The organism is Streptomyces sp. NPDC004721 (assembly GCF_053601495.1).
Genome location: NZ_JBSGBZ010000018.1, coordinates 1 through 23,752, shown reverse-complemented (window position 1 = coordinate 23,752; position 23,752 = coordinate 1). Strand labels below are relative to the sequence as shown.

At 73.3% G+C, this 23,752-nt stretch carries 17 protein-coding genes and 2 pseudogenes; 4 read left to right on the top strand and 15 right to left on the bottom strand.

Features of this window, described 5'->3' with window-relative positions; translation table 11 throughout:
• The 11 genes from ACWEK3_RS18390 to ACWEK3_RS18340 form a co-directional block, all read right to left on the bottom strand.
• Positions 1-1,944 carry an ABC transporter permease gene (locus tag ACWEK3_RS18390; protein ID WP_450544207.1) on the bottom strand — a complete coding sequence of 648 codons (1,944 nt, stop codon included), beginning with the start codon at positions 1,942-1,944 and terminating at the stop codon, positions 1-3.
• Entirely contained in the window at positions 1,944-3,080 is a 1,137-nt protein-coding gene (locus tag ACWEK3_RS18385) for a quaternary amine ABC transporter ATP-binding protein (RefSeq protein ID WP_453250119.1), read from the bottom strand. Before ACWEK3_RS18385 ends, ACWEK3_RS18390 begins: the two co-directional genes overlap by 1 nt.
• The gene (locus ACWEK3_RS18380; protein ID WP_453250118.1) at positions 3,080-4,609 is read right to left on the bottom strand and encodes a GMC family oxidoreductase; all 1,530 of its coding nucleotides are present in this window, start codon (positions 4,607-4,609) and stop codon (positions 3,080-3,082) included. The genes ACWEK3_RS18385 and ACWEK3_RS18380 overlap by 1 nt, the downstream gene beginning before the upstream one ends.
• Before the next feature lie 106 nt (positions 4,610-4,715).
• Positions 4,716-6,242 (bottom strand): aldehyde dehydrogenase family protein, encoded by a 1,527-nt coding sequence (locus ACWEK3_RS18375; RefSeq protein WP_453250117.1) that lies wholly within the window; start codon positions 6,240-6,242, stop codon positions 4,716-4,718.
• A 177-nt stretch (positions 6,243-6,419) separates the two neighbouring features.
• Complete coding sequence (locus ACWEK3_RS18370) at positions 6,420-7,352, bottom strand: hypothetical protein (RefSeq protein ID WP_450544215.1); 933 nt, start codon at positions 7,350-7,352, stop codon at positions 6,420-6,422.
• 12 nt (positions 7,353-7,364) lie between these two features.
• Complete coding sequence (locus tag ACWEK3_RS18365) at positions 7,365-7,718, bottom strand: hypothetical protein (RefSeq protein WP_225079001.1); 354 nt, start codon at positions 7,716-7,718, stop codon at positions 7,365-7,367.
• Positions 7,719-7,742: 24 nt separating this feature from the next.
• The gene (locus tag ACWEK3_RS18360; protein ID WP_450544217.1) at positions 7,743-9,491 is read right to left on the bottom strand and encodes a hypothetical protein; all 1,749 of its coding nucleotides are present in this window, start codon (positions 9,489-9,491) and stop codon (positions 7,743-7,745) included.
• A gap of 219 nt (positions 9,492-9,710) precedes the next feature.
• Complete coding sequence (locus ACWEK3_RS18355) at positions 9,711-10,700, bottom strand: malate dehydrogenase (protein WP_361415989.1); 990 nt, start codon at positions 10,698-10,700, stop codon at positions 9,711-9,713.
• Positions 10,701-11,115: 415 nt separating this feature from the next.
• The gene (locus ACWEK3_RS18350; protein WP_453250116.1) at positions 11,116-12,507 is read right to left on the bottom strand and encodes a helix-turn-helix domain-containing protein; all 1,392 of its coding nucleotides are present in this window, start codon (positions 12,505-12,507) and stop codon (positions 11,116-11,118) included.
• Positions 12,508-13,127: 620 nt separating this feature from the next.
• Positions 13,128-13,625 (bottom strand): DUF3017 domain-containing protein, encoded by a 498-nt coding sequence (locus ACWEK3_RS18345; protein WP_390877848.1) that lies wholly within the window; start codon positions 13,623-13,625, stop codon positions 13,128-13,130.
• Positions 13,615-14,469, bottom strand: coding sequence for a bifunctional methylenetetrahydrofolate dehydrogenase/methenyltetrahydrofolate cyclohydrolase (locus tag ACWEK3_RS18340; protein ID WP_365425499.1), 855 nt, complete (start codon positions 14,467-14,469; stop codon positions 13,615-13,617). Before ACWEK3_RS18340 ends, ACWEK3_RS18345 begins: the two co-directional genes overlap by 11 nt.
• 271 nt (positions 14,470-14,740) lie before the next feature.
• Here ACWEK3_RS18340 and ACWEK3_RS18335 point away from each other — a divergent pair, with 271 nt between their 5' ends.
• The gene (locus ACWEK3_RS18335; protein WP_450544221.1) at positions 14,741-15,343 is read left to right on the top strand and encodes a hypothetical protein; all 603 of its coding nucleotides are present in this window, start codon (positions 14,741-14,743) and stop codon (positions 15,341-15,343) included.
• Between the two features lie 94 nt (positions 15,344-15,437).
• Positions 15,438-16,643, top strand: a pseudogene (locus ACWEK3_RS18330) (serine/threonine-protein kinase); the annotation flags it as partial.
• Between the two features lie 490 nt (positions 16,644-17,133).
• Here the strand turns inward: ACWEK3_RS18330 and purH are convergent.
• Together purH and purN are read right to left on the bottom strand one after the other, a co-directional pair.
• Positions 17,134-18,696, bottom strand: a complete 1,563-nt coding sequence (gene purH, locus ACWEK3_RS18325) for a bifunctional phosphoribosylaminoimidazolecarboxamide formyltransferase/IMP cyclohydrolase (protein ID WP_453250115.1) — start codon at positions 18,694-18,696, stop codon at positions 17,134-17,136.
• Positions 18,693-19,322 carry a phosphoribosylglycinamide formyltransferase gene (purN, locus tag ACWEK3_RS18320; RefSeq protein ID WP_453250114.1) on the bottom strand — a complete coding sequence of 210 codons (630 nt, stop codon included), beginning with the start codon at positions 19,320-19,322 and terminating at the stop codon, positions 18,693-18,695. The genes purH and purN overlap by 4 nt, the downstream gene beginning before the upstream one ends.
• A gap of 325 nt (positions 19,323-19,647) precedes the next feature.
• Here purN and ACWEK3_RS18315 point away from each other — a divergent pair, with 325 nt between their 5' ends.
• Positions 19,648-20,439: a hypothetical protein gene (locus ACWEK3_RS18315; protein WP_453250113.1), complete on the top strand. Its 792-nt coding sequence runs from the start codon at positions 19,648-19,650 to the stop codon at positions 20,437-20,439.
• Here ACWEK3_RS18315 and ACWEK3_RS18310 read toward each other — a convergent pair.
• The gene (locus ACWEK3_RS18310) at positions 20,429-22,369 is read right to left on the bottom strand and encodes a cell division protein PerM (protein ID WP_453250112.1); all 1,941 of its coding nucleotides are present in this window, start codon (positions 22,367-22,369) and stop codon (positions 20,429-20,431) included. The two genes, ACWEK3_RS18315 and ACWEK3_RS18310, sit on opposite strands and share 11 nt — an antisense overlap.
• A gap of 96 nt (positions 22,370-22,465) precedes the next feature.
• Here ACWEK3_RS18310 and ACWEK3_RS18305 point away from each other — a divergent pair, with 96 nt between their 5' ends.
• Entirely contained in the window at positions 22,466-23,365 is a 900-nt protein-coding gene (locus ACWEK3_RS18305; RefSeq protein ID WP_453250111.1) for a sigma factor-like helix-turn-helix DNA-binding protein, read from the top strand.
• A gap of 186 nt (positions 23,366-23,551) precedes the next feature.
• Here ACWEK3_RS18305 and ACWEK3_RS18300 read toward each other — a convergent pair.
• Positions 23,552-23,752, bottom strand: a pseudogene (locus ACWEK3_RS18300) (succinate--CoA ligase subunit alpha); the annotation flags it as partial.

The window sequence follows — 23,752 nt, the reverse complement described above, 5'->3', positions numbered from 1 at the left end:
TCAGGCTCCCTTCCTGGCGCGGCGGCCGGTCGGCTGCGTCACCCGGTCGAGCGTCAGGCCGAGGCAGACGATCGCCGCGCCGGCGACCAGGCCGGTCGCCAGGTCGCCCTGGGCGAGGCCGAAGACCACGTCGTAGCCGAGCGCGCCGCCGCCGACCAGGCCGCCGATGATGACGACGGCGAGGACGAGCACCACGCCCTGGTTGACGGCGAGCAGCAGCGCCGGGCGGGCGAGCGGCAACTGCACCTGGCGGAGCTGCTGGCCGCTGGTCGCGCCGAGCGAGCGGGCGGACTCCAGGGCCGCCGGGTCGACCTGGCGCAGGCCCTGCGCGGTGATCCGGACGACCGCGGGCAGGGCGTAGACGACGGCCGCGGCGACGGCCGGGGCGCGGCCCACGCCGAACAGCGCGACCACCGGGATCAGGTACACGAACTGCGGCATCGTCTGGAAGACGTCGAGGACCGGGCGCAGCAGCTTCTCGAAGCGGTCGCTGCGGGCGGCGGCGACGCCGGTAGCGAAGCCGAGGACGAGGGTGACGGCGACGGCCGCCAGCACCTGGGACAAGGTGTCCAGGGACGGCTTCCACACGCCGAGCACACCGATGGCGGCCATGGCGAGGACGGCGGTCAGCGCGGTGCGCCAGGTACCGATCAGCCACGCGAGGGCGGCGACTATCAGCAGCACCGACCACCACGGCAGCCACTGGAGGCCGGAGCGGACCGGGTCCAGGATCCAGGTGGTGAAGTGGCCCGCCCAGTCGGCGGTGCCGCCGATGTACGGGACGCCGGAGTACAGGTGGGCGGTCATCCAGCCGACGGCGCGGTTGACCGGCTCGGCGATGCCGACGGTCCAGTCCGCGGGCCAGTCCGGGCTGCCCGCCAGGCGCGCGGTCAGGGCGACGGCCACGGTGGCGACGGCGGCGTAGGCCCAGGGGCGGGCGCCGTGCCGCTCCTGCCCGAGGCGCTCTCCGGCGGCCCCGGTCACCCGGTCCAGTACGACGGCCAGCAGCACGATGGGGATGCCGGCCGCGAGGGCCGCGCCCACGTCGACCGAGGCGAGCGCCTGGTAGACACGGTCGCCGAGGCCGCCGGCGCCGATCACGGAGGCGATGACCGCCATGGACAGCGCCATCATGATCGTCTGGTTGACGCCGAGGAGCAGTTCCTTGCGGGCCAGCGGGATCCGGGCGGTCAGCAGGCGCTGGCGTGCGGTGGCGCCGAGGGAGTCGACCGCCTCCAGCACCTCCGGGTCCGCGCCGCGCAGGCCGAGCGCGGTCAGCCGGGCCATGGGCGGGGCGGCGTAGACGACGGTGGCGAGGACCGCGGCGGGTACGCCGATGCCGAAGACCAGGACGACGGGGAGCAGGTACGCGAACGCCGGGAGCACCTGCATGGTGTCCAGGACCGGGCGCAGGACCCGGTCCATGCGGTCGGACAGGCCCGCGGCCAGACCGAGCAGGGTGCCCACGAGGACGGAGGCGAGGACCGCGACCACCATCAGGGCGAGCGTCTGCATGGTCGGCACCCACATGCCGAGCAGTCCGCAGGCGACGAACGCGGCGGCCGTGCCGAGGGCGAGCCGGACACCGGCCACGCGCCATGCCACGAGGGCGGCGGCGGCCGTGACGCCCGCCCAGCCGGCGGCGAGGAGCGTGAGGTAGACGGCGCGCACGGAGATCACGACCGCGTTGCTGACGTGGCCGAGGAAGTAGAGGAACAGCGGGTGGCTGTCGCGGTTGTCGATGATCCAGTCGCTGGCGCTGCCGAGCGGCCCGGACAGGTCCACCGTCAGCGCGTGCGGCCAGGTTCCGCTCGACCAGCGGGAGTGGGCCAGCGGGACGAGGACGGCGGCCAGGACCGCGAGGACCAGGAGCTTGTGGCCGGCGGGGCGTTTGAGCACGCCGGGCAGGCCGGCACGGAGGGCCGGTGCGCCGATCGCCGTCATCAGACGGCCTCCGGGGTGGCGTCGGCGTCGCGCGGGACCGCCTCGCCGCGCCCGAGCGGTGCTGTGACGTCGGTTCCGGCCACCACGGACAGCAGCGCGTCCGAGTCGACGACGCCGACGCAGCGGCCTTCGTCGACCACGCGGGCCGGCGCTCCCGCTCGGGCCACCGCCTCGATGGCCTGCGCGACCGTCGCCTCCGGGGGAACCGCCGGGCCGCTGCCGGCCTCGTCGGCGGAGGCCGGGCGCATGGCCCCGCGGACCGTCAGCACCTGCTCGCGCGGGACGTCCCGGACGAACTCGCGGACGTAGTCGTCGGCCGGGGAGCCCACGATCTCCTCGGGGCTGCCCAGTTGGACGATGCTGCCGCCGCGCATCAGGGCGATGCGGTCGCCGAGCCGGAGGGCCTCCTGGAGGTCGTGGGTGATGAAGACCATCGTCCGGCCCTCCTCCCGGTGCAGGCGGACGACCTCTTCCTGCATGTCCCGCCGGATGAGCGGGTCGAGCGCGCTGAACGGCTCGTCGAACAGCAGCACTTCGGGGTCGACGGCGAGGGCGCGGGCCAGGCCGACCCGCTGGCGCTGACCGCCGGAGAGCTGGGCCGGGCGGCGCTCCTCCATGCCCTTCAGACCCACCTTGGCGACCATCTCGGCGGCCCGCTCGCGCCGCTCGGACCGGGCGACGCCCTGGATCTGGAGGCCGTAGGCCACGTTGTCGAGGACCGTGCGGTGCGGCAGCAGGCCGAAGTGCTGGAAGACCATCGCGGCGCGGTGCCTGCGCAGGGCGCGCAGCCGGGCCCCGTCCATGGCGCGCACGTCCTCGCCGTCGATGGCGATGGTGCCCGCGGTGGGCTCGATGAGCCGGGTCAGGCAGCGCACCAGCGTGGACTTGCCGGAGCCGGACAGGCCCATGACGACGAAGACCTCACCCTTGCGCACGTCGAAGGAGACGTCGCGGACCGCGGCCGTGCAGCCGGTGCGTTCGCGCAGTTCGGCGGGGCCGAGCGCGCCGAGCTCCCGGTCGGCGGGGACCCGGTCGGCGCGCGGGCCGAAGACCTTCCACAGGCCGTCCACCGAGAAGACGGGGGTGGGCTCGGAGTCGTCGGTGGGCGGTTTGCGCGTGGGGACCTCGAGAGCCATCAGCGCTCACCTCCGAGCAGGTCGACGGCCTTCTCCCCGACCATGAGCACACCGATCATGGGGTTCACGGCGGGCATGGCCGGGAAGATGGAGGCGTCCGCGATCCGGATGCCGTCCAGCCCGCGGATGCGCAACTCGGGGTCGACGACCGCGAGTTCGTCGTCGGCGGCGCCCATCCGGCAGGTGCCCGCCGGGTGGTAGACGGTGTGGGCGACCTTGCGGGCGTACTCGCTCAGCTCCGCGTCGCCGAGGATCTCCGGGCCGGGGCACACCTCCCGCTTCAGCCAGCCGGCCAGCGGTTCGGTCTGCGCGATCCGGCGGGCGATGCGGATGCCGTCGACGAGGGTGCGGGCGTCGTAGTCGTCCTCGTCGGTGAAGTAGCGGAAGTCCAGGGCCGGCTTGACGGACGGGTCGGCGCTGGTGAGGTACAGCCGGCCCCTGCTCCTCGGCTTGGGGATGTTCGGGGTCATCGACACGCCGTACGGCGGACGTTCGTAGCCCAGGCGCTCCGGGTTGTCCGTGAACGGGATCTGGTAGAAGTGGAACATCAGGTCCGGGCCCGCGCTTGCGGGGTCGCGGCGCACGAACAGGCCGGCGTCGGAGTCCATCGCTGAGTTCTCCGGGATGGGGCCGTCCGTCTCCCACACGATCACCGACTCGGGGTGGTCGAGCAGGTTCTCGCCGACGCCCGGCAGGTCGTGGACGACGGGGATGCCGAGCTTCTCCAGGTCCGCCTTCGGGCCGATGCCGGAGTGCAGCAGCAGGCGGGGCGAGTCGACGGCGCCCGCGCAGAGCACGACCTCGCGGCGGGCCCGTACGAGGAGTTCGGCGCCGTCCTTGGTGCGCACGTGGACGCCCTCGGCGCGGGTGCCGTTCAGCTGGAGCCGGTGCGCCCAGGTCTCCAGCAGGATCGTCAGGTTGGCGCGCTCGTCCATCACCGGGTGCAGATACGCCACGGACGCGCTGGAGCGCTTGTTGTCCTCAGGGTGGTAGGCGAGGTCGAAGAAGCCGGCGCCCTCGTGGAACGGCTTCTTGTTGAAGCCCTCGACGCGCGGCACATCGAGCGCCGTCTGCGCGGCGTCGACGAAGTCGCGGGCGATGGCGTTGCGGTCCTTCTCGTCGACGGCCACGACGTTGTTCTTGAGCCGGGCGTAGTACGCCTCCATCGGGACCGCGCCCCAGCCCTTGGCGCCGGCCGTCTCCCACTCCTCCCAGTCGGACGGCAGCGGCTTGAACGCGATGAGCGTGTTGTGCGAGGAGCAGCCGCCGAGGACGCGGGCGCGGCTGTGCCGGATGTGGGAGTTGCCGCGCGGCTGCTCGGTGGTCGGGTAGTCGTAGTCCAGTTCGCCGCCGAGCAGGCCCATCCAGCGGCGCAGGGTCAGCACGTCCTCGCGGCCCACGTCGCTGGGGCCGCCCTCGATGACTGCGACGGTGACGTCCGGGTTCTCGGTGAGGCGGGAGGCGATGACGGAACCGGCCGTGCCGCCGCCTATGACGACGTAGTCGAACTCGTGGGTGTTGTCGGGCATCGGGCTCGTACTCCAGTGGGGGGTCAGGAGGTCCGGGGACTTCGGGGTCTGCGGTGGTGCCGGACGCGGCCGCGGCGGCGGGGTGCGCGCCCGCGGCCCGCGGGGCTCAACCGGCGAACCAGCGCACCGGCCTGGGGGCGAGGTTCTGGTAGACGTGCTTGGTCTCGCGGTACTCGGCGAGCCCGGCGGGGCCGAGTTCGCGGCCGACGCCGCTCTTGCCGAAGCCTCCCCACTCCGCCTGCGGGAGGTAGGGGTGGAAGTCGTTGATCCAGACGGTGCCGTGGCGCAGCCGGCCGGCCACGCGCCGGGCTCGGCCCGCGTCGGCGGTCCACACGGCGCCCGCGAGCCCGTACTCGGTGTCGTTGGCGAGCGCGACCGCCTCGTGCTCGGTGCGGAAGGTCTCGACGGTGAGGACGGGGCCGAAGACCTCCTCCCGGACGATCTTCATCTGGCGTGTGCAGTGGTCGAGGACGGTCGGCTCGTAGAAGTAGCCGGTGGCGGGCCGGGTCTCCCCGGGCTCGGGCCGCTTGCCGCCGCAGCGCGGTACCGCGCCCTCGGCGAGCGCGGAGGCGACGTACGCCTCGATCCTGGCGCGCTGCTGCTCGGAGACGAGCGGACCGCACTCGACGCCGGGCTCAGTACCGCGGCCCAGGCGGATCCTCTGGGCGCGGCGGGCGAGTTCGGTGACGAAGCGTTCCCGGACCGGTTCCTCGACGATGAGCCGGGCGCCCGCGGAGCAGACCTGGCCGCTGTGCAGGAAGGCCGCGTTGAGGGCCTGGTCGACGGCGGTGTCGAAGCCCTCGTCGGTCGCGCAGGCGTCGGCGAAGACGATGTTGGGGTTCTTGCCGCCGAGTTCGAGGGCGACCTTCTTGACCGTGTCGGCGGCGGCCCGGGCCACCTTCGCACCGCTGAGCAGGCCGCCGGTGAAGGAGACCAGGCCGACGTCGGGGTGTTCGGCGAGCCGGGCACCGACGGTGTGGCCGGGGCCGGTGACGATGTTGGCCACGCCCGCGGGCAGGCCCGCCTCGACGAGCAGGTCGATCAGCGCGACGGTGGTCAGCGGGGTGATCTCGCTCGGCTTGATCACGAAGGTGTTTCCGGCGGCGAGCGCCGGGGCGATCTTCCAACTAGCCTGGAGCAGCGGGTAGTTCCAGGGCGTGATCAGCGCGCAGACGCCGACCGGCTCGTGCACGACGACACTGTGCACGTCGGGCGTGCCCGCGTCCACGACCCGGCCGGGGGCTTCCGCGGCGACGAGGCCGGCGAAGTAGCGGAAGGCGTCGGCGACGCAGTCGACGTCGACGCGGCCCTCCTCCACGGTCTTGCCGGTGTCCCGGCTCTCCAGCAGGCCGAGCTCCTCCCGGTCGCGTACCAGGAGGTCGGCCACCCGGCGCAGCAGGGCGGCGCGCTCGGCGACCGGTGTGCGCGGCCAGGCACCCTCGCCGCCGTCGAAGGCGCGGCGGGCGGCCTCGACGGCCACGTCCGCGTCCTTCTCGTCACCCTCCGCGACCACGGCGAACGGAGCCGCGTCCGCGGGGTCGAGGATCTCGCGTGTCGCGCCACCGATCGCCTCGCGCCACTCCCCGCCCGCGTGGATGGTGCCGCGCACACCGTGTCCCGTACTGTCCGCCATGATCGGTACTGCCTTCCGCTCCCGCTCAGTTGCCCTGCGTCACGTCGTGTCCTCCACAGGGAGAGTGAGCGAGCACCTGCCCCCTTCCATGACGTCCATGCCCGACCGATGACCGAAAGTGTTGCGAGTCACGGAACTTACGGACATTGCAGGACGAAAGGGACGTCATGAGGGCGGTCAGGGCGGTTGGACCGCGGAGGATCCGTCTCCGCAGGTGGCGGAGGACGGACAGAACCAGTCCACGGCCGCGCTGAGGACCTCCTGCTCGTCGTCGCGGCCGTCGGATTCGGGGCCGTAGGAGGCGAGCGCGTACAGCCTGCCGTCGGCGGCCCGGAAGCGTTCGTCCACGACGTGCCAGGTGCCGATGTCCGGTTCGCCCCTGAGGGAGTCGGCCAGGTACTCCAGCCGGGAGCCGGTGAAGTCGCCGCTGTCCAGGTTCACCAGGGACAGCGTCCGGAAGCCCGGGGGCTTGGGCACGTCCGCGGACAGGTACAGGTCGAACGACTCGTCCGGGGAGGACTCCCGCACCTCGTAGACCTGGAGCCGGTGACGTCCCGTGGAATCACGGTAGTTGACGACGTCCATCCCGTACTGGGAGCTCAGGGTGGACCGCTGGTGCTGCCAGCCGTCGGGCACGGCGATGCGGAAGCCCTCCGGGTCGTCGTAGGCGGCGTAGCCGGCCGGCGGCTCGCCGGCCGACGGGGACGGGGTTTCGGTGTCCGGTTCCGGTGAGGCGTTCGTCGTCGGGGGCGGTGCGGTCGTGGCCGGCGTGCCGCTCGCCGTGGCGGCGCCCCGATCGTCGCCGTGCCCTTTGCCACCGGGACCGAGGGTCACCACCAGGGCCACGGCGACACCGACGGCGGCGGACGCGCCGATCACCGCCCAGACGGTGCGGCGGCTGTGGCCGCCGGGCACGGCCGGTGGCGCGGGCGGGGCCGCCACGGGCCACGCGCCGGTGGGCGCGTCGGGATCCCGGACCTCACCCGGCGGCGGCGCCGGCGCATGGCCCGGCCGGGCGGGCGGCGGCGGGGTCGCCCGCGCCACGTCCCGCACGCCGTCCTCCCAGCGCTGGGTCTCCTCGTTCCAGTGCCGCCCGCCCCCGTTGGCCACGGTGTTCTCCTCTCACATCCCGAGCAGGCCGGCCACCGTCCCGGCCGACGCGAGCAGGGTCAGCACCGACTGGGCGTCGGTGAGCAGTTCGCGCAGCCGCTGCCGACCGCTCGCCCCGGCGGTGCCGGTGCGGGTGATCTCGTCCTCGGTGTCGGCCAGCGTGGCGTCCAGGTCCCGGGTCTGGTCGGTGCTCCGCAGGCGCCGCAGATCGGCGCGCAGCTCTCGTACGGCCTGGAGCAGTTCCTCGTCGGCCGGGTCACGCGGGGCCGTGTGGTGGTGGCTCTCGGCATGCGCGTGGCTGCCGATGGCGAAGGTGCTGTGCGAGACGTCGCCGATGCTGACGCCCGGCTCATCCGCGGTGGTCATCGCTGCCGGGTCCCTTCTGTCCGGTCACGGACCGTCGGTGGTCGGGGAGGTGGTGGTCGGGGGGTGCGCGCCGTCGTCCGTGGCGGAGGTCGCCCGGGCGTGCGCGCCGATCGCGAACGTGCTGCGCGCGACCGAGTCGATGTGCACTCCGCCGTTGCTGATGTTGACGACCTTCTGGACGAACTCGCCGGTCCGGTAGCCGTGTTCGGTCAGGGCCGTGCGGACGCCGTGCGCGATGCGGTCCTGGATGCTGCGCAGGTAGCGGTCGACGTCCATCTGCTGGAACAACGAGCGGGAACGGGCCGCACCCAGCTCCCGTACGGACACGGCGGGGCCCTCGGGCAGAGCGTTGCCGTAGCCGCCGGTGAGCAGCTGCCAGCCGTGGCCGGCGGCCTGGAACAGGGTGAGCAGGGAGCGGACCGCCGAGACGGGGACCTGTCCGGCGGCCCAGGTCGCCCTGCCGAACGCGCTGTTGGTACGCAGCTGATGGGCCGTCCGGTCGGCGTCCTTGAAGTCCTCCCTGACCGGCATCAGCACATGCGGGGCGATCTCCAGCATCAGCATCCGGCCCTGGGTGTGGATGCGCACGTAGACGGTGACGACCAGGTCCTCCTCCCAGCCGCCGACCCGCACCCGCAGGAAGTGCCGCCGTTTCTCGGCGCCCTCCTCCACGGCCCGGTCCCGGTGCGCCTCGAAGGCCTCCGGGCCGTACGGGGCGTCCTCCCGGCGGGTCATGCCCTCGGCGGGCAGGAACACGCACTCGTCCAGCTCCAGCCAGCGCAGCCGGTCGCGGACCGCGTGCCCCGCGTACCGCGGGGGCAGCCGCAGGCCCTCCAGGAGCGACCGGACGGTGTCCAGGACCGTGCGGTTGCTCAGCGGGAGCGGTTTCTTCCCCTCGGCGGGGCGCATCTCGACGGCGAGCACCCAGGTGTCGTGGGCCTTGCCCGCGCCGCAGAACGGGCGCGACTCGCGGTACATGACCAGCGGGGCGTGCTGTTCCAGCCGGATGCGCTCCTTCAGCCGCTGGAAGCGCGGGCTCTCCGCCCGCTCCGCCGGGTCGGAGGCGGCGTCCGGGAAGCGCTCCGGGGCCAGTTCGCCGCCCAGGGCGCGGGCGAACTGGCTGCGCTGGACGCCCGCGCACACGGCGACGGCCAGGAACAGCACGAGCGCCAGCCAGGCCTGGAGCGCGCCGATCGTGCCCTGGCCGCCGAGCATGCCGGCCAGTCCGGGCAGCAGGCTCAGCAGGAAGCCCTTCGGTCCGTCGACGTAGCCGTAGCGGGCGGCCTCGGCCTCCTCCTTGCTGGAGAACGCGGCGACCACCGTGGCGATCAGGAGGACCCCGAACACCAGGCGGCCCAGCCAGCGCATGGCGAGCGCCGCCGCCTTGCGTCCCGCCGGCTCGCGCGGGTCGTCGCCGCGGACGGCCACGCCCGTCGCCAGCAGCAGACCGGGCAGCAGGTAGACGGCCATCGCTCCGCCGGTCAGCGGCCACCCCACGATCCACAGGCCCACGATCGCCGCGGCCCAGCTCACCTCCACGCGGCGGGCGCGCAGGGCGTGGGCCAGGACGCGCGCCGCGTCGAAGCCGAGGGAGGGGGCCACGATCCGCTGTTCGTTGAGGTGCAGTTCCTCGATGACGCGGTCCCGGAAGGCGGGGTCCAGATAGGTCCCCGCGCACAGCAGCCGGGTGGCCTCGCTCGCGTGCGGCGGCACGGGCGGGGGCACGTCCGGGGGCGTCGGCTGCGGTTGCTGCGGCACGGATGCGGTGCTCACGCGACTCCCCCGAGTGCGAACGGTCCTCAGTGCTACGGAACTGATGAACCATCAGCATAGGGGGCCAGAAAGCCGCGAGGGAAGCGATTTGTCAAGAGGACACCACGGTGACACGAGCCACACGACGGCCGTCTCCTTCGCTCCCGAGCGGGCAGCACGAACACGCAGGCCCCGCTCCGGCCGGAACCGGAACGGGGCCTTGCGGACAGGCGTGGTGGCTCAGATGAGGCCGAGCGAGCGGACCGCCTCGCGTTCCTCCGCCAACTCCTTGACGGAGGCGTCGATGCGGCTGCGGGAGAAGTCGTTGATCTCCAGGCCCTGGACGATCTCGTACGAGCCGTCCTTGCAGGTGACCGGGAAGGAGGAGATCAGACCCTCGGGAACGCCGTAGGAGCCGTCCGACGGGATGCCCATGGAGGCCCAGTCGCCGTCGGCGGTGCCGTTGACCCAGGTGTGGACGTGGTCGATGGCGGCGTTGGCGGCGGAGGCGGCCGAGGAGGCGCCGCGGGCCTCGATGATGGCCGCGCCGCGCTTGGCGACGGTCGGGATGAAGTCGTCAGCCAGCCACTTCTCGTCGTTCACGACCTCAGCGGCGTTCTTGCCGGCGATCGTGGCGTGGAAGATGTCGGGGTACTGGGTCGCGGAGTGGTTGCCCCAGATGGTGAGGCGCTTGATGTCGGCGACCGTCGAGCCCGTCTTCTTGGCGAGCTGGGTCAGCGCGCGGTTGTGGTCCAGGCGGGTCATCGCGGTGAAGCGCTCCGCCGGCACGTCCGGCGCGGCGGCCTGGGCGATCAGCGCGTTGGTGTTCGCGGGGTTGCCGACGACCAGGACCTTGATGTCGTCCGCGGCGTGGTCGTTGATGGCCTTGCCCTGCGGCTTGAAGATGCCGCCGTTGGCCTCGAGGAGGTCACCGCGCTCCATGCCCTTGGTGCGCGGGCGGGCGCCGACGAGGAGGGCGACGTTGGCACCGTCGAAGGCGACGTTCGGGTCGTCGCTGATGTCGATGCCCTGGAGAAGCGGGAACGCGCAGTCGTCGAGCTCCATGGCCGTGCCCTCGGCGGCCTTCAGCGCCGGCGTGATCTCCAGGAGGCGCAGTTTGACCGGCACGTCCGCGCCGAGCAGCTGGCCGGAAGCAATGCGGAAGAGCAGGGCGTAACCGATCTGGCCGGCCGCGCCGGTGACGGTGACGTTCACGGGAGTGCGGGTCATGGCGTTCTCCGTATGACAGCAGGCGGTGGGGCGTCCCTGCCCCGGGGTGCGGGATCCCGCCGCCGGCCGATGACCGGCGGCGCCGCGATGACCGATCACGCAACGGATGATCGATCTCTTGGCGTCAAGAGAGATCCGGCCGTCAGGCTATCGCCTCTCCGTGATCCCGGTGGGTCGGGCCCCTGTGGCCCGGCCCACAGAGCGACCCCTTGACGTGGGAGAGGCGGCCGCCCGTCCGGGAGAGGAGGGACGAGGGCGGCCGCCGGATGGGGGTTGCCGGAAAACCGGACTCCCGTGGGGGTACTGTCCGCGTGCCCGGTTCGGCGGCCCCCACACCTGTCCCGTGCCACTTGTCACCCGGATGGGCCCGGACCGCCGCCCCCGGTCTCACTGACCCGGACCGCCGCCCCCGGTCTCACTGACTGGTGCACCCCGTCCGTCCCGACGCCAGCGTCGCGCACGCCTTGGCCTGCGTCGCGTCCCGCACCGCGACCATGGGCGTGTACGCGATCGTCTCACCGGCCGCCGCGAGGCTGCCGCGCTCCGTGCGCGCGCCGACCGTGACCCGGACCTCGTCGCCCTGAACGGCCTGGGTGATACGGGCCCAGGCGGCACCGCAGGTCTTGCTGTAGCGGACCTCGACCAGGGTCGTGCCGACGGTGACGCTCTCGACCGTGCTCACCAGGTTGCCGCTGCACCCCATGGCCTCGGCGTCCTTGCCGGTGCAGCCGTCCGCGACGCACTTGACACCGGGCGGCAGGCTGACGTCGGCGGACGGGGAAGGCGACTTGGCCGCGTCCGCGGCCTTCTTGTCGTCCCCGCCGCGGGTGAGGAAGAAGACGGCTCCGATCACGGCCAGGGCGCTGGCCGCGCCCGCGAGGAACATCATCACCTGCCGCTTGCGCGCCCCGCCGCCGGAGGAGGCGGGCCGGGGAGACCGCGGAGGCTCGCCGTGCGGGCCCGGGGAGCCCTGGGTGTACGGACGGCCGGGGTCGGCCTGGGCGTACGGGCCGGGGGAAGCCGCGGAGTGCGGACCCGGAGGTCCGGCAGCCGGCACGGCGCCGCCGGCCGGGGTCGCCGTGGCACCGGGGGCGCGTCCACCTGCCCGGGACGGTCCCCGGTAACCGGCCAGCCCCCAGGAATTGCCGCCCGACGCCTCGGAATCGGAACCCGATCCGGTGGCGGAGTCGAGGCGGGCGTCGGAGGCGGAGTCGGGGTCCGGGCCGGCGCCGGGCGCGGCGGGCGTGGGAGCGGCGGCCGGCAGGACAGCCGTTCCCGAGACGTCCTCGGACGTCGGCGACGCCTTCCTCGCCGTGCCCTCACGGGCGTCGGCGTCGGACGCCGTCGGCTGCACCGGCACCGTGGGGGACGCGCCCGCCGGGCCCGCGCTCCCCGGGGCCGCCGTGGCGGTGCCGTTCCTGCGGGCCGTCTTGCCCCCGCCCGCCTCGGCGCCGGGTGCCGCCGCGCCGAACTCCCCCAGCGCGGCGCGCGCCTGGGCTATCCGGATGGCCTCCATGGTCCGGTCGTGACGCATCTCCGCACGGCTCCAGGCCCGTTCGGCCAGCTCCCACATGGTGGTGAGGTGGACCGGATTGGTGCCGGTGACCTCGGCGAGAGCCACGACCGCGCCCTTGGGCGCCAGGAGCCGTCCGTTGAGATAGCGCTCCCAGGACGTCTTGCTGTAGCCCGTGCGATCGGCCAGCGCGGCGATGCTCAGGCCGCCGCGGTCCACGAGCCTCCTCAACTGGCTCGCGAACTCCCTTATCTGTGGATCGAGTTCATCGGGCAAGGCCTTCCAACGAGGCATCGCTTCCCCTTCCCCCCGGTACGTGCTGGTTGTTCCCCGCGCATGACGCCCTGTGCCGAGTCCGTGCCCTCGGTCTTCGGTGCTCTTCGGTGTGCTTCGGTGTTCTGCGGTGTGCTTCGGTGCTCTCGGTTCTCGTTACCCACAGGAGTGCGCCCCGCCAGGATCTCAGGTCCCACTTCGGGGGCGCACGGGAGCATTCGAACCGAAGCGCGCGCCGGTGCGCCGGCTGCCCACGCTAGCCCGATGGGGGGAATGCCTCACCCGCACGGCGGGCTCTGTCGACACATCGGCACATCCCGGATCCCGGCGTGACCTCGTGCGCCGCAGAGGTCACGCCGCAGAGGTCTCCGGCTCCCCCGGCGAGGCCGGGTCAGGGCCTGTGGCAGAGCGCGGACACCGTAGCGGAACGGTCACTTCCGTGCCACAGCGCACGGACAGGCGTTGAACAGCCCGTTCACGGTGCAGGAGGGTTGGTCCCGGCGGCGGCCCGTCCTGACTCGGGGGAGAGGATGGGCCGCCACCGCGAACGCCGTACGGCTATAGGGCCTCTCGTTTGGATCATGCCGGGCTCGCGAGCCCTGGCACCGTGCCCTCATCCGGCCTGATCCAAACGAAAGACCCTAGCCGTTGCGGACGGTGAAGTGCAGCGCGTCGTCCAGGAACGGAATCTCCAGCCAGGGCTTGGGCTGGACCATCAGCGCCAGCAGGACGATGACGCAGCCCAGCAGGCCGTAGGTGACGATGTCCGTGAAGCGGGAGCGGACCGCGAGCATGCCGACCCGGGGCAGGAACCAGCGCAGCCCGGCCCCGCCGAGCAGCGCGAGCCCGATCAGCAGCAGACCGAACCTGAAGGCGTCGAAGGCGGTCACCAGCAGCCCGAGCCCCACCGTGCCCAGCACGGCCAGCAGCGGCCACTGCCGGGCGGGCGCCGGGGCGCCGCCGGACGCGGCCCGGCCGCCGCCCTCCGGCCGCGCGGTGTCCCGCGTGAGCATCGGAAAGCGGCCTGCGCCCCGGCGCGGCTTCCCGGCGGCGGCCGGCACGCCGACCGCGTCCCGTACCTCTGTCTCCGGCTCCGCGGGAGACTGCTCCCGCCCGGTGCCCTCCGCCTCAGCCGACACTGCGCTCCGCCGCCTCGACCACGTTCACCAGCAGCTGGGCGCGGGTCATCGGGCCGACTCCGCCGGGGTTCGGGGACAGCCAGCCGGCCACCTGGGCCACGTCCGGGTGGACGTCGCCGACGATCTTGCCCTCGGCGTTGCGGGAGACACCGACGTCCAGGACGGCCGCGCCGGGCTTGACGTCCTCGGCGCGGATCAGGTGCGGGGAGCCGGCCGCGGCGACGACGATGTCCGCGCGGCGCAGGTGCGCGGACAGGTCGCGGGTGCCGGTGTGGCACTGGGTCACCGTGGCGTTCTCGCTGCGCCGGGTCAGCAGCAGCGGCATCGGCCGGCCGATGGTCACGCCGCGGCCGATGACCACGACCTCGGCGCCCTTGATCTCCACGCCGTGGCGGCGCAGCAGCGTCAGCACGCCGTTCGGAGTGCAGGGCAGCGGGGCGGGCTCGTTGAGGACGAGCCGCCCGAGGTTCATCGGGTGCAGGCCGTCCGCGTCCTTGTCCGGGTCCATCAGCTCCAGGACGCGGTTCTCGTCGATGCCCTTGGGCAGCGGCAGCTGGACGATGTAGCCGGTGCAGGCGGGGTCCTCGTTCAGCTCCCGGACGACCGCCTCGATCTCGTCCTGGGTCGCGGTGGCCGGCAGTTCCCGCTGGATGGAGGCGATGCCGACCTCGGCGCAGTCGCGGTGCTTGCCGGCGACGTACTTCCGGCTGCCGGGGTCGTCCCCGACCAGGATCGTGCCGAGTCCGGGCGTGACGCCCTTCTCCTTCAGCGCCGCCACACGGGCGGTCAGATCGGTTTTGATCTCGGCTGCGGTGGCCTTGCCATCGAGAATCTGGGCGGTCATGTCCTTATCCTCGCGGATGACCGGCTCCCGGTTCCAATCCGGGAGGTCCCGCCCCCTCTGTCCGCGCCGGCGCCCGCGGCCGTCTTGATCGGTGATGTTGCACTTGCACAACACATCCGGAATGCGGCTGGACAAGTAAGTCGCCGGTAAAGAACCATGATGACCACAGTGCCGCGGGCAGCTCTTCGGGGGGACGGACCGCACTTCTGTGAACTCTCCTCCGTACGGTGCCGCGCGTCCCCGCACCTGATCGACGGAGGAAGCAACCGCCATGAGTTACGGCGACTCGAACAACCCCTACGGCGCGCCGCAGCAGCCGCCCCAGCAGCCGACCCCGCAGCCCGGTTTCGGCTACCCGCAGGGCCAGGCCCCCGGCTACGGCTATCCGCAGGCCCCGCCCGTGCAGCAGCCGTACGGCGCGCCGGTGCCGCAGATGATGCCGGGCACCGTGAAGGCGGCCCGCGTGATGCTGTTCGTGCTCGGCGCCTGCCAGGTGGTGTTCGGCGTGGTGATGATGGTGGCGAGCAGCTGGTTCGCCGACAAGATCCAGGAAGCCGTCTCCGCAGACGACACCGTCTCCGCCGCGGACGCGGACAAGGCGGCCAGCGTCGGTGCGGGCGTCATGATCGTCCTCGGTGTCCTCGTGCTGGCCTTCGCGTTCTGGGCGATCTTCACCGCTGTGAAGTTCCCCGCCGGGCGCGGCGGCGTGCGCGTCTCCGCGATCGTCTACAGCTCGTTCGTCATCCTGTTCAGCCTGGTGAGCCTGGTGGGCGCCAACGTATTCGCGCTGCTCAGCCTCGCCCTGGGCATTCTGATCATCGTCTTCTGCGCCAACAAGGCCGGTGGCGCCTGGTTCAACCGTCCCAGCTACTGAACAGTTCGCGCCAATTACTCCAAGGGCCGTGTCGGAACCACACAAAGTGGGACACGGCCCTGGTGCGTCGCCCTAGTCTGGATTCCGTAGCCGTCAGGCGGCCCAGGGCTCGCTGGCCGCCCTGCTCGACACCGGTCCCCGGCCCGCCTCGGGGCCCGTACTGCTCGCGCAGATCTGCGAAGGGCTCGCCCAGTTGCACCGGGCGGGCTGGGTGCACGGGGACCTGAAACCGGCCAACGTGCTGCTGATGCAGGACGGTTCGGTGCGCCTGGCCGACTTCAACATGGCCGCCGAACTGGAGGGCACCCACGCCTACACCCCGGCCTTCTGCACCCCCGACTACACCCCGCCCGAACTGCTGTGGTCCGAGATCGGCGAACGCGGGCGCCGGATCCGCCCGTCCACCGACGTATGGGCGTTCGGGATCCTCTCCCACCTGGTCCTCACCGGCGCCTTCCCGCTGCCCGGCGCCACCCCGACGCTCCGCCGGGACGCGGCCGCCGCCTACGCCGGCGGCTCGCGGGAACTGCGCCTGTCCCCCGAACTCTCTGACACCTGGCGGGAGATCGTCGGCGGCTGCCTGGCCCGTACGCACGAGGACCGCATCGGTACCGAGGCCCTGCTGCGCCGGGTCGCGGCCGCGGCCGGGACGGCCCGCCCTCCCCGGATCCCGAAGATCCCCCCGATTCCCGCAGCCCGCCGCCGGCGCCGCGCGGTCGTCCTGGGCGCGGCGCTCGCCGCGGCCGCCGCGGTCGCGCTCGCCTACGGCGTCGGCACCCGCGCGGACCGCCCGCCCGACGCCAAGGGATCCGCGCCGGAGGCGACGCTCGCCGCGTCCGGTTACAGCGCCGCCGAACTCCGCACCGACCGAGGCGTCCCCGCCGTCTACCGGCGGCTGATCGTCGACTCGGCGCACGGCTGCGCGCGGCCGGGCGTCACGCCCGCGCTGATCGCCACCATGCTGAAGGCGGAGAGCGGCTTCGACCCGGGCCTGTCCGACCCGGCCGAGGACGAGTACGGCATCGCTCGTTGGACCCCCGAGGTGCTGCGCTGGTGGATACGGTCCGACGGGCAGCCGGCGCCCTCGGTCCCCCGGCCCCCCTTCTCCCCCACCGTGTCCGTCCCGGCCATGGGCCGCTACCTGTGCTACATCGAGCCGCGGCTGGAGGCCGGGCTGCCCGGCGACCGGCGGGTGCTGATCGCCGCCGCCTACCGGACGTCGTACCGGAAGTTGAACCCTCCCCCAGCCGAAGCAGGGGGATTCCTGGCTCAAGCAGCTCGTTCACTCAGCGAGCGAACGAGTCTGACGCTCTCAGCACCAGCCGGGACGGAACCTGCCCGGCTGCCTGTCAAGACAACGGAGTTGCACGTGCTTGGCTCTCGCAACGCACGACAACCGGACTACCCAACCGCCCGGGCGGTTTTTCACCTTTTGGGCGGAAATCCGTTCCGAGGTACCGCGGCCGCCCCGCCCTCGGCGGGGCGGAGCCGTCCACCCCACGGGGTGGCAGGACCTCGACGAGGTCCTCGACTCAGGCAGGAACGGGGGGAACGTACTCCAACCCGTCCTGGTTCGTCTGCAAGTTCGACGGCGGGCAGAACCACGGCGGCCCGCACCCGACCCGCTGGGTCTACACCCAGGCGGACAACGGAGTCTGGGGCTGGATGAGCGACAACGACATCGCCTCGGAGACCAACCCGCTGCCCTCGTGCCGAGGTCCGCGTGAACGCGGCCTCCGGCTCTCCAAGCGGGAGAACCGGAGGCCGCGGCCGTCAGGAGCGTTCGCCGATCAGTGGAAGAAGTGGCGGGTCCCAGTGAAGTACATCGTCACGCCCGCCTTCTGCGCGGCCTCGACGACCTGCTCGTCGCGGATCGAGCCGCCCGGCTGGACGATCGCGCGGACGCCGGCGGCCATGAGGATCTCGGGGCCGTCGGGGAACGGGAAGAACGCGTCCGAGGCCGCGTAGGAGCCGCGGGCGCGCTCCGCGCCGGCCCGCTCGACCGCCAGCTTGCAGGAGTCGACGCGGTTGACCTGGCCCATGCCGACACCGACCGAGGCGCCGTCCTTGGCGAGCAGGATCGCGTTGGACTTCACCGCCCGGCAGGCCCGCCAGGCGAAGGCGAGCTCGGCCAGTTCGTCGGCCGGCAGCGCCTCGCCGCTGGCGAGGGTCCAGTTGGCCGGGTCGTCGCCGTCGGCCTGGAGCCGGTCGGTGGCCTGGAGCAGCACGCCGCCGTCGATGTGCTTGGCCTCCACCCGGCCGCACGGGCCGTTCGGGGCCCTCAGCACCCGGATGTTCTTCTTCTTGGCGAGGGCCTCCAGCGCGCCGTCCTCGTAGTCCGGCGCGACGATGACCTCGGTGAAGATCTCCGCGACCTGCTCGGCCATCTCCTTGCTGACCGGGCGGTTGACCGCGATCACCCCGCCGAACGCGGACAGCGGGTCGCAGGCGTGCGCCTTGCGGTGCGCCTCGGCGACGTCCGCGCCGACCGCGATGCCGCACGGGTTGGCGTGCTTGATGATCGCCACACACGGCTCGTCGTGGTCGTACGCGGCACGGCGGGCGGCGTCCGTGTCCGTGTAGTTGTTGTACGACATCTCCTTGCCGTGCAGCTGCTCGGCCTCGGCGAGTCCGCCGACCGGGCCGCCGGTGTAGAGGGCGGCGGGCTGGTGCGGGTTCTCGCCGTAGCGGAGGGTGTTCTTGCGCGCGTAGGTGGCGCCGAGGAAGTCGGGGAAGGAGGACTCGTCGACGGGCGCGTAGGAGGAGGCGAACCAGGAGGCGACGGCCACGTCGTAGGCGGCCGTGTGCTGGAAGGCCTCGGCGGCCAGGCGCTTGCGGGTGGCGAGGTCGAAGCCGCCGTCCCGCACCGCGGCGAGGACGTCGGCGTAGCGGTCCGGGCTGGTGACCACGGCCACGGACGGGTGGTTCTTGGCGGCGGCACGGACCATCGAGGGGCCGCCGATGTCGATCTGCTCGACGCACTCGTCGGGCGAGGCGCCGGAGGCGACGGTCTCGCGGAACGGGTAGAGGTTGACCACGACGAGGTCGAAGGGCTCGACACCCAGCTCGCCCAGCTGCCGCCGGTGGTCCTCCAGGCGCAGGTCGGCGAGGATGCCGGCGTGCACCTTGGGATGCAGGGTCTTGACCCGGCCGTCCAGGCACTCGGGGAAGCCGGTGAGGTCCTCGACCTTGGTGACGGGCACGCCGGCCGCGGCGATCCGGCCGGCGGTGGAGCCGGTGGAGACGAGTTCGACGCCCGCTTCGTGCAGCCCGCGCGCGAGCTCCTCCAGGCCGGTCTTGTCGTAGACGCTGACGAGCGCGCGCCGGATGGGCCGCTTGTTCTCGGCGGTCACTGGATAACTACCTTTCGTCCCTCGATGCGATAGCCGTTGCGGGCGAGCCGCCCCACGACCTCGACGAGCAGCCTTCGCTCGACTTCCTTGATGCGCTCGTGCAGCGCGCTCTCGTCGTCCTCGTCCCGGACCTCGACCACGCCCTGGGCGATGATCGGGCCGGTGTCGACGCCGTCGTCGACGAAGTGGACGGTGCAGCCGGTGACCCTGGCGCCGTACGCGAGCGCGTCCCGCACACCGTGGGCCCCGGGAAAACTGGGCAGCAGGGCGGGGTGCGTGTTGACGAACCGCCCGCCGAACCGCGCGAGGAACTCCTTCCCCACGATCTTCATGAACCCGGCGGAGACGACGAGGTCGGGCTCGTGGGCGGCGACGGCCTCGGCCAGCGCCGCGTCCCATTCCTCGCGCGTGCCGTAGTCCTTGACCTTCCGCACGAAGGTCGGCAGCCCGGCGCGCTCGGCGCGCGTCAGCCCCTCGATGCCGTCGCGGTCGGCGCCCACGGCGACGACCTCGGCGCCGTAGGCCTCGGCTCCCACGTCGGCGATCGCGTCGAGGAGCGCCTGAAGATTGCTGCCGGATCCGGAGACCAGCACGACGAGGCGCTTGGCCACGGGCTTGGCGGCCACGATGGGGCCCTTTCTCGGGGAAGCTGTTTTGTACGGTCGTACGAATGCTTCGCGCCCCCGGATACGGGGAAGCCTACGAAGCGGCCGACCGTCAGCAACGATACCGGCACTTCGGGCGGCCCCCATGGGACGGGGGCGTGGCCGGAAGGTAGCGTCTGGGAGGAGCTGGTACGGGAACGCACCGCACCCACCGTGCGTTCACGCGGTGGGAGATCCCGGACCGTGGGCACCCAGCGCCTTCGGGGGAACCTCTCCACCGGATCGTCCGTGCCGGAACGGTCGTGCCAGATCAGTCGTGACTCACCAAGGGGAAGACGCTCACTTGATGCCGGACCGCAGCCTGCGACTCCTCACGCTCCCTCCCCAGTCGGCGCAGGGAGGGCGGCGCGGTGCCGTGTTGCTGCGGGAACGCCCGTCCTCGCCCCCGGACGCGTCCTCGGACGGGCGGGACGGCGCCGGACGCGGCAGCGCCACCCCCGACGACAACCCCTTCGCACCGCCCCCGGAGGGCACCCCCGACAGCCCGTGGCGGCCCCGTCCCCAGTCCGGCCGTGACGCCTCCTCCGAGGGCGGATCCGACGGGTCCGGCGAGGGCGGCGGCCACGCCCCCTGGGGCAGCCAGTGGAGCGACCGCCAGCCCCGCCGCTCCTCCAGCGGCTTCGGCGAGCGCCCGCAGCGGCCCGGCGGCGGCCCGCAGAACCCGAGCGGCGGCCCCGGTCCGCGCTGGGACCCCACCGACCCCGCCCAGCGCCGCGCGCGGTACGCCCTGCTGTGCGGCATGTGGGCCTTCTTCTTCGCCCTGTTCAGCTGGCCGTACGTGGCCCTGCTGCTGGGCGCGCTCTCCCTGTACTGGGGTGTCAGCTCACTGCGCGCCAAGCCGCGCGGGCACGGCCCGGACGGCCCGGCGCCCGAGGGCCGCCCTCAGACGACGGCCGCGGTCAGCGGCCTGGTCACCGCGTCACTGGCGCTCGCCCTGGTCGCCGTGAACTTCACGGCGCAACTGGTCTACCGCGACTACTACTCGTGCGTGAACGACGCCCTCACCAACGAGGCCAAGCAGTCCTGCGACCAGCATCTGCCGGCTGAGCTGCGGGGAGTGCTGGGGATCAGCGACTGACGGGGGCGTCCGGCGCGGGGGGTTCCTCCGCGCCGGAGTCCTGTGCGGGGGGTCGTGGCGCGAGGGGTTCGCGCGGGGATTCCCACGGGGATTGCCGCGCGGAAGGTTCCCGCCGGGCGGGCGGGGCCACCGGGTTCCCGTGACCAGGGGCCGGAGGGGGATCCGCCGGCTTCGGGGGAACGGGCGGCCTCACGGCTCCTTCCGGTTTCGCGGGCACGGACGGCTCCACGGTTCCTTCCGGCTTCGTGCTCTCCTGCGCCGCACCGGCCTCCCCCGGTGCCTCCGTCCCCGCCGCCGTTTCCTTCGGCGCGGCCCGGCGGGCCTCCCGGTCTCCGTCGCCCTCGTGCCAGGAGGGGGGCCCCGGCACCGGCGGGTCGAAGAGCAGGACGTCGTACGGCTCGAAGACGTCGTCGTAGCGAACGGGGACCGGCGTGGGCTGCGGGGACCGGGGCTTCGCGGCCTTCGCCCGCAGGAGCAGGCCCCACCGGCGCACTCTTGCGCGCATGGCTTCGGCGGGCGACGGACGCGGCACCGTGACGGTCGCGCCCGCCTGAGGTTCGCCGGTCTTCGGCTCGGCCGCGCCGCCCACCGCCACCCGGCCCGGGCGGCAGCGCCACGCCCGCAGCGCCGCCGCCGTCGGCACGGCCGCCGTCGCGGTCCACACCAGCGCCGCCGCGCCCACCTGCCACCCCACCGGCCCGAACCGGGCGAGCGCGGCGCCCCCGAGCGGACCGCCGGCCAGTGCCGCGAGCACCCCGAGAACCGCCGCGCACAGCAGACAGGCCAGCCCGGCACCGGCCACCGTCCGCCGCCACGACCAGGCCCGCACGCCCGCACATGCCTCCTCGCCGTCCGGCTCCGCGCCGCCCCGCTCCTCCCGCACCGCCGACCTGGCCACGAACCAGCCCATCGTCAGCCCGGCCGTCACCGGCAGCGACGCCGTCGCCCAGTTCAGCGCGGTGCCGGGGCCGGGGTCCGGAACCGCGGCGAGCAGCGGGAAGGGCGGCAGCAGCGGGGCCGGGGCGGAGGACAGCGGGCCGACGGCATGACCGGCGCCGAGCACGAAGCCGGGTCCCAGGGAGTACGCCGCCGCCCACAGCATCGCGTTCGGAAGCAGCGCCAGGCACAGCAGCAGTACGGCGAACCGTCCCGACCAGCCCTCGGTCAGCTCCAGGAAGGCCCCTTGGACCGTCCCGGCGTGCACCACCAGCGACACCGCGAGCATCAGCGCCCCGCCACCGGCGAACACCATGGCCCCGGCGCCCGCCGCCCGCGTCGCGACACCCAATCTCGCCCGTGGACCCGGCCCGAGGAGCAGCCGCCTCACACCGCCCGGCAGCCGGTGCAACGCCCGCTCCAGGGGTTCGCGGGGACGGCCGTACGCCGTCCACACGCCGCTGCCCGCGGCCGCCGCGGTGACCAGCGGTACGCACACCGCCGCCCACGCCCACGAGGTCCGCAGCGCACCGCCGTCCGCGTACGCGGCGGCGCCGGATCCGACGGCGAGGTAGCCGAGCACGACGCCCGTCCAGGCGATGCGCGGTGGGACGAGCGGCCCGCCGTCGCCCCCGTCGGTCGCGTCCCGGGCCGCCCGGTGCACCAGCAGCGCGGGCAGCGCGAGCAGCAGCAGCGGGGTCACTCCGACGGGCGCGGGGACCCCGGTGAGGGTTTCGGTGCGGATCAGTTCGGCGCCGTGCGCCAGCAGCCACAGCGCGCCGACGACGTGCAGCGCGCCGCCGGGTCCGCTGTCCGGATACGGCGAGCTGATCCACAGCGCGACGACGAGCACGGCGAACGAGCCGAGGCCGAGCCCCGCCGCGACCGCACCGCCCAGGAAGCAGGCTCCCAGGCCGGGTGAGCGGTCCCGCAGGCGGGTGCGAAGGCGTGACAGCGGTGGACGTCTGCGGGTCGTCTGGATCACGGCCTCCATGCTCCCAACGACACACGCTTTCCAGGCGCAACAGGCGAATCTCCGCCGTGTCACTCAATATACGAATATGTGCCTATTCACACGGAGGGACGCATCATGACGAACAGTCATGCGAACCCGCGGCCATCCCCCACGGAGGGCCGACGCTTCGGCACGGCCGCCTCCCTGACGCGGGATCAGGCCGCCGACGAGGCGGACAGCGAACTGACACCCGCTCAGGCCTTCGACGCGCTGTACATGTTCTGCGCCCCCGCGCTCGTTCGGCAGGCCTATCTGCTCACCGGCCGGCACAAGCAGGCGCGCGAGTCCGTGGAACGGGCCTTCCAACTGGCCTGGCAACGCTGGCCGGAGGTGGCCCACGACCGGGACCCGGCGGGCTGGGTGCGGGCGATGGCGTACGAGTGCGCGCTGTCCCCCTGGCACCTCTTCCGCCGGCGGGGCCACGCCCCCGACCCGCCGTCCGACCCCGCGGACCGCGCGCTGCTACGCGCCCTGCAGCTGCTCCCGCCGTCGTACCGCCGCACCCTGGTGCTCTACGACGGTGTCGGCCTCGACCTGCCCGAGACGGCGGCGGAGACGGAGGCGAGCACCCCGGCCGCGGCGAGCCGGCTGATGCACGCGCGCGAGGCGCTCGCCGCGCGCCTGCCGGAGCTGTCCGATCCGGCGGAACTGCACCGGCGGCTGGTCCGCCTGGCCTCGACGGTGTGCCTCGAGGCGGGCGAGCCGGCGGGCGCGCGCACGGCCGGGGAACGCCGGACCCGGTTCTGGACCCGGTCCGCCATCGCCTTCACGGCCACCATCATCGGCGCGACGACGTTCACCCTGCGCACCGCCCCCACCCACTACCTGTCCCGGGTGTCCCCCGGGCACACGGTCAAGGGGCTGCCGGTGCAGGGCGTGCTCGGCCCGCTCTCGCCGGAGGTGCTCAGGGTGAGCGCCGAGCTGAGGAAGGAGGCGGCGGGCGGGCCGGAGAGGCTGGCACCGGAGCCCAGATGACTCGGCTGGCCCGCCGACCGGCTGGTCCGCTCCCGAAAACGCCGGTGGGTCTCTGCGGAAAGCGCCGGTGCGTCTCCCGGAAACGCCGGTGGGCCCGCCCCCCGTCTGGGGGTGGGCCCACCGGACCGGCTCGGAGAGCTCGGCCGCCGAGGGCGGCCGTGTTCAGCCGCCTGGGGCGACCGGTGCTCAGCTGCCGAGGATGGCGCGAGCCAGCTTGGCCGTCTCGGTCGGGGTCTTGCCGACCTTGACGCCCGCGGCCTCCAGGGCCTCCTTCTTCGCCTGGGCGGTACCGGAGGAACCCGAGACGATGGCGCCCGCGTGGCCCATGGTCTTGCCCTCCGGCGCGGTGAAGCCCGCGACGTAGCCGACGACCGGCTTGGTCACGTT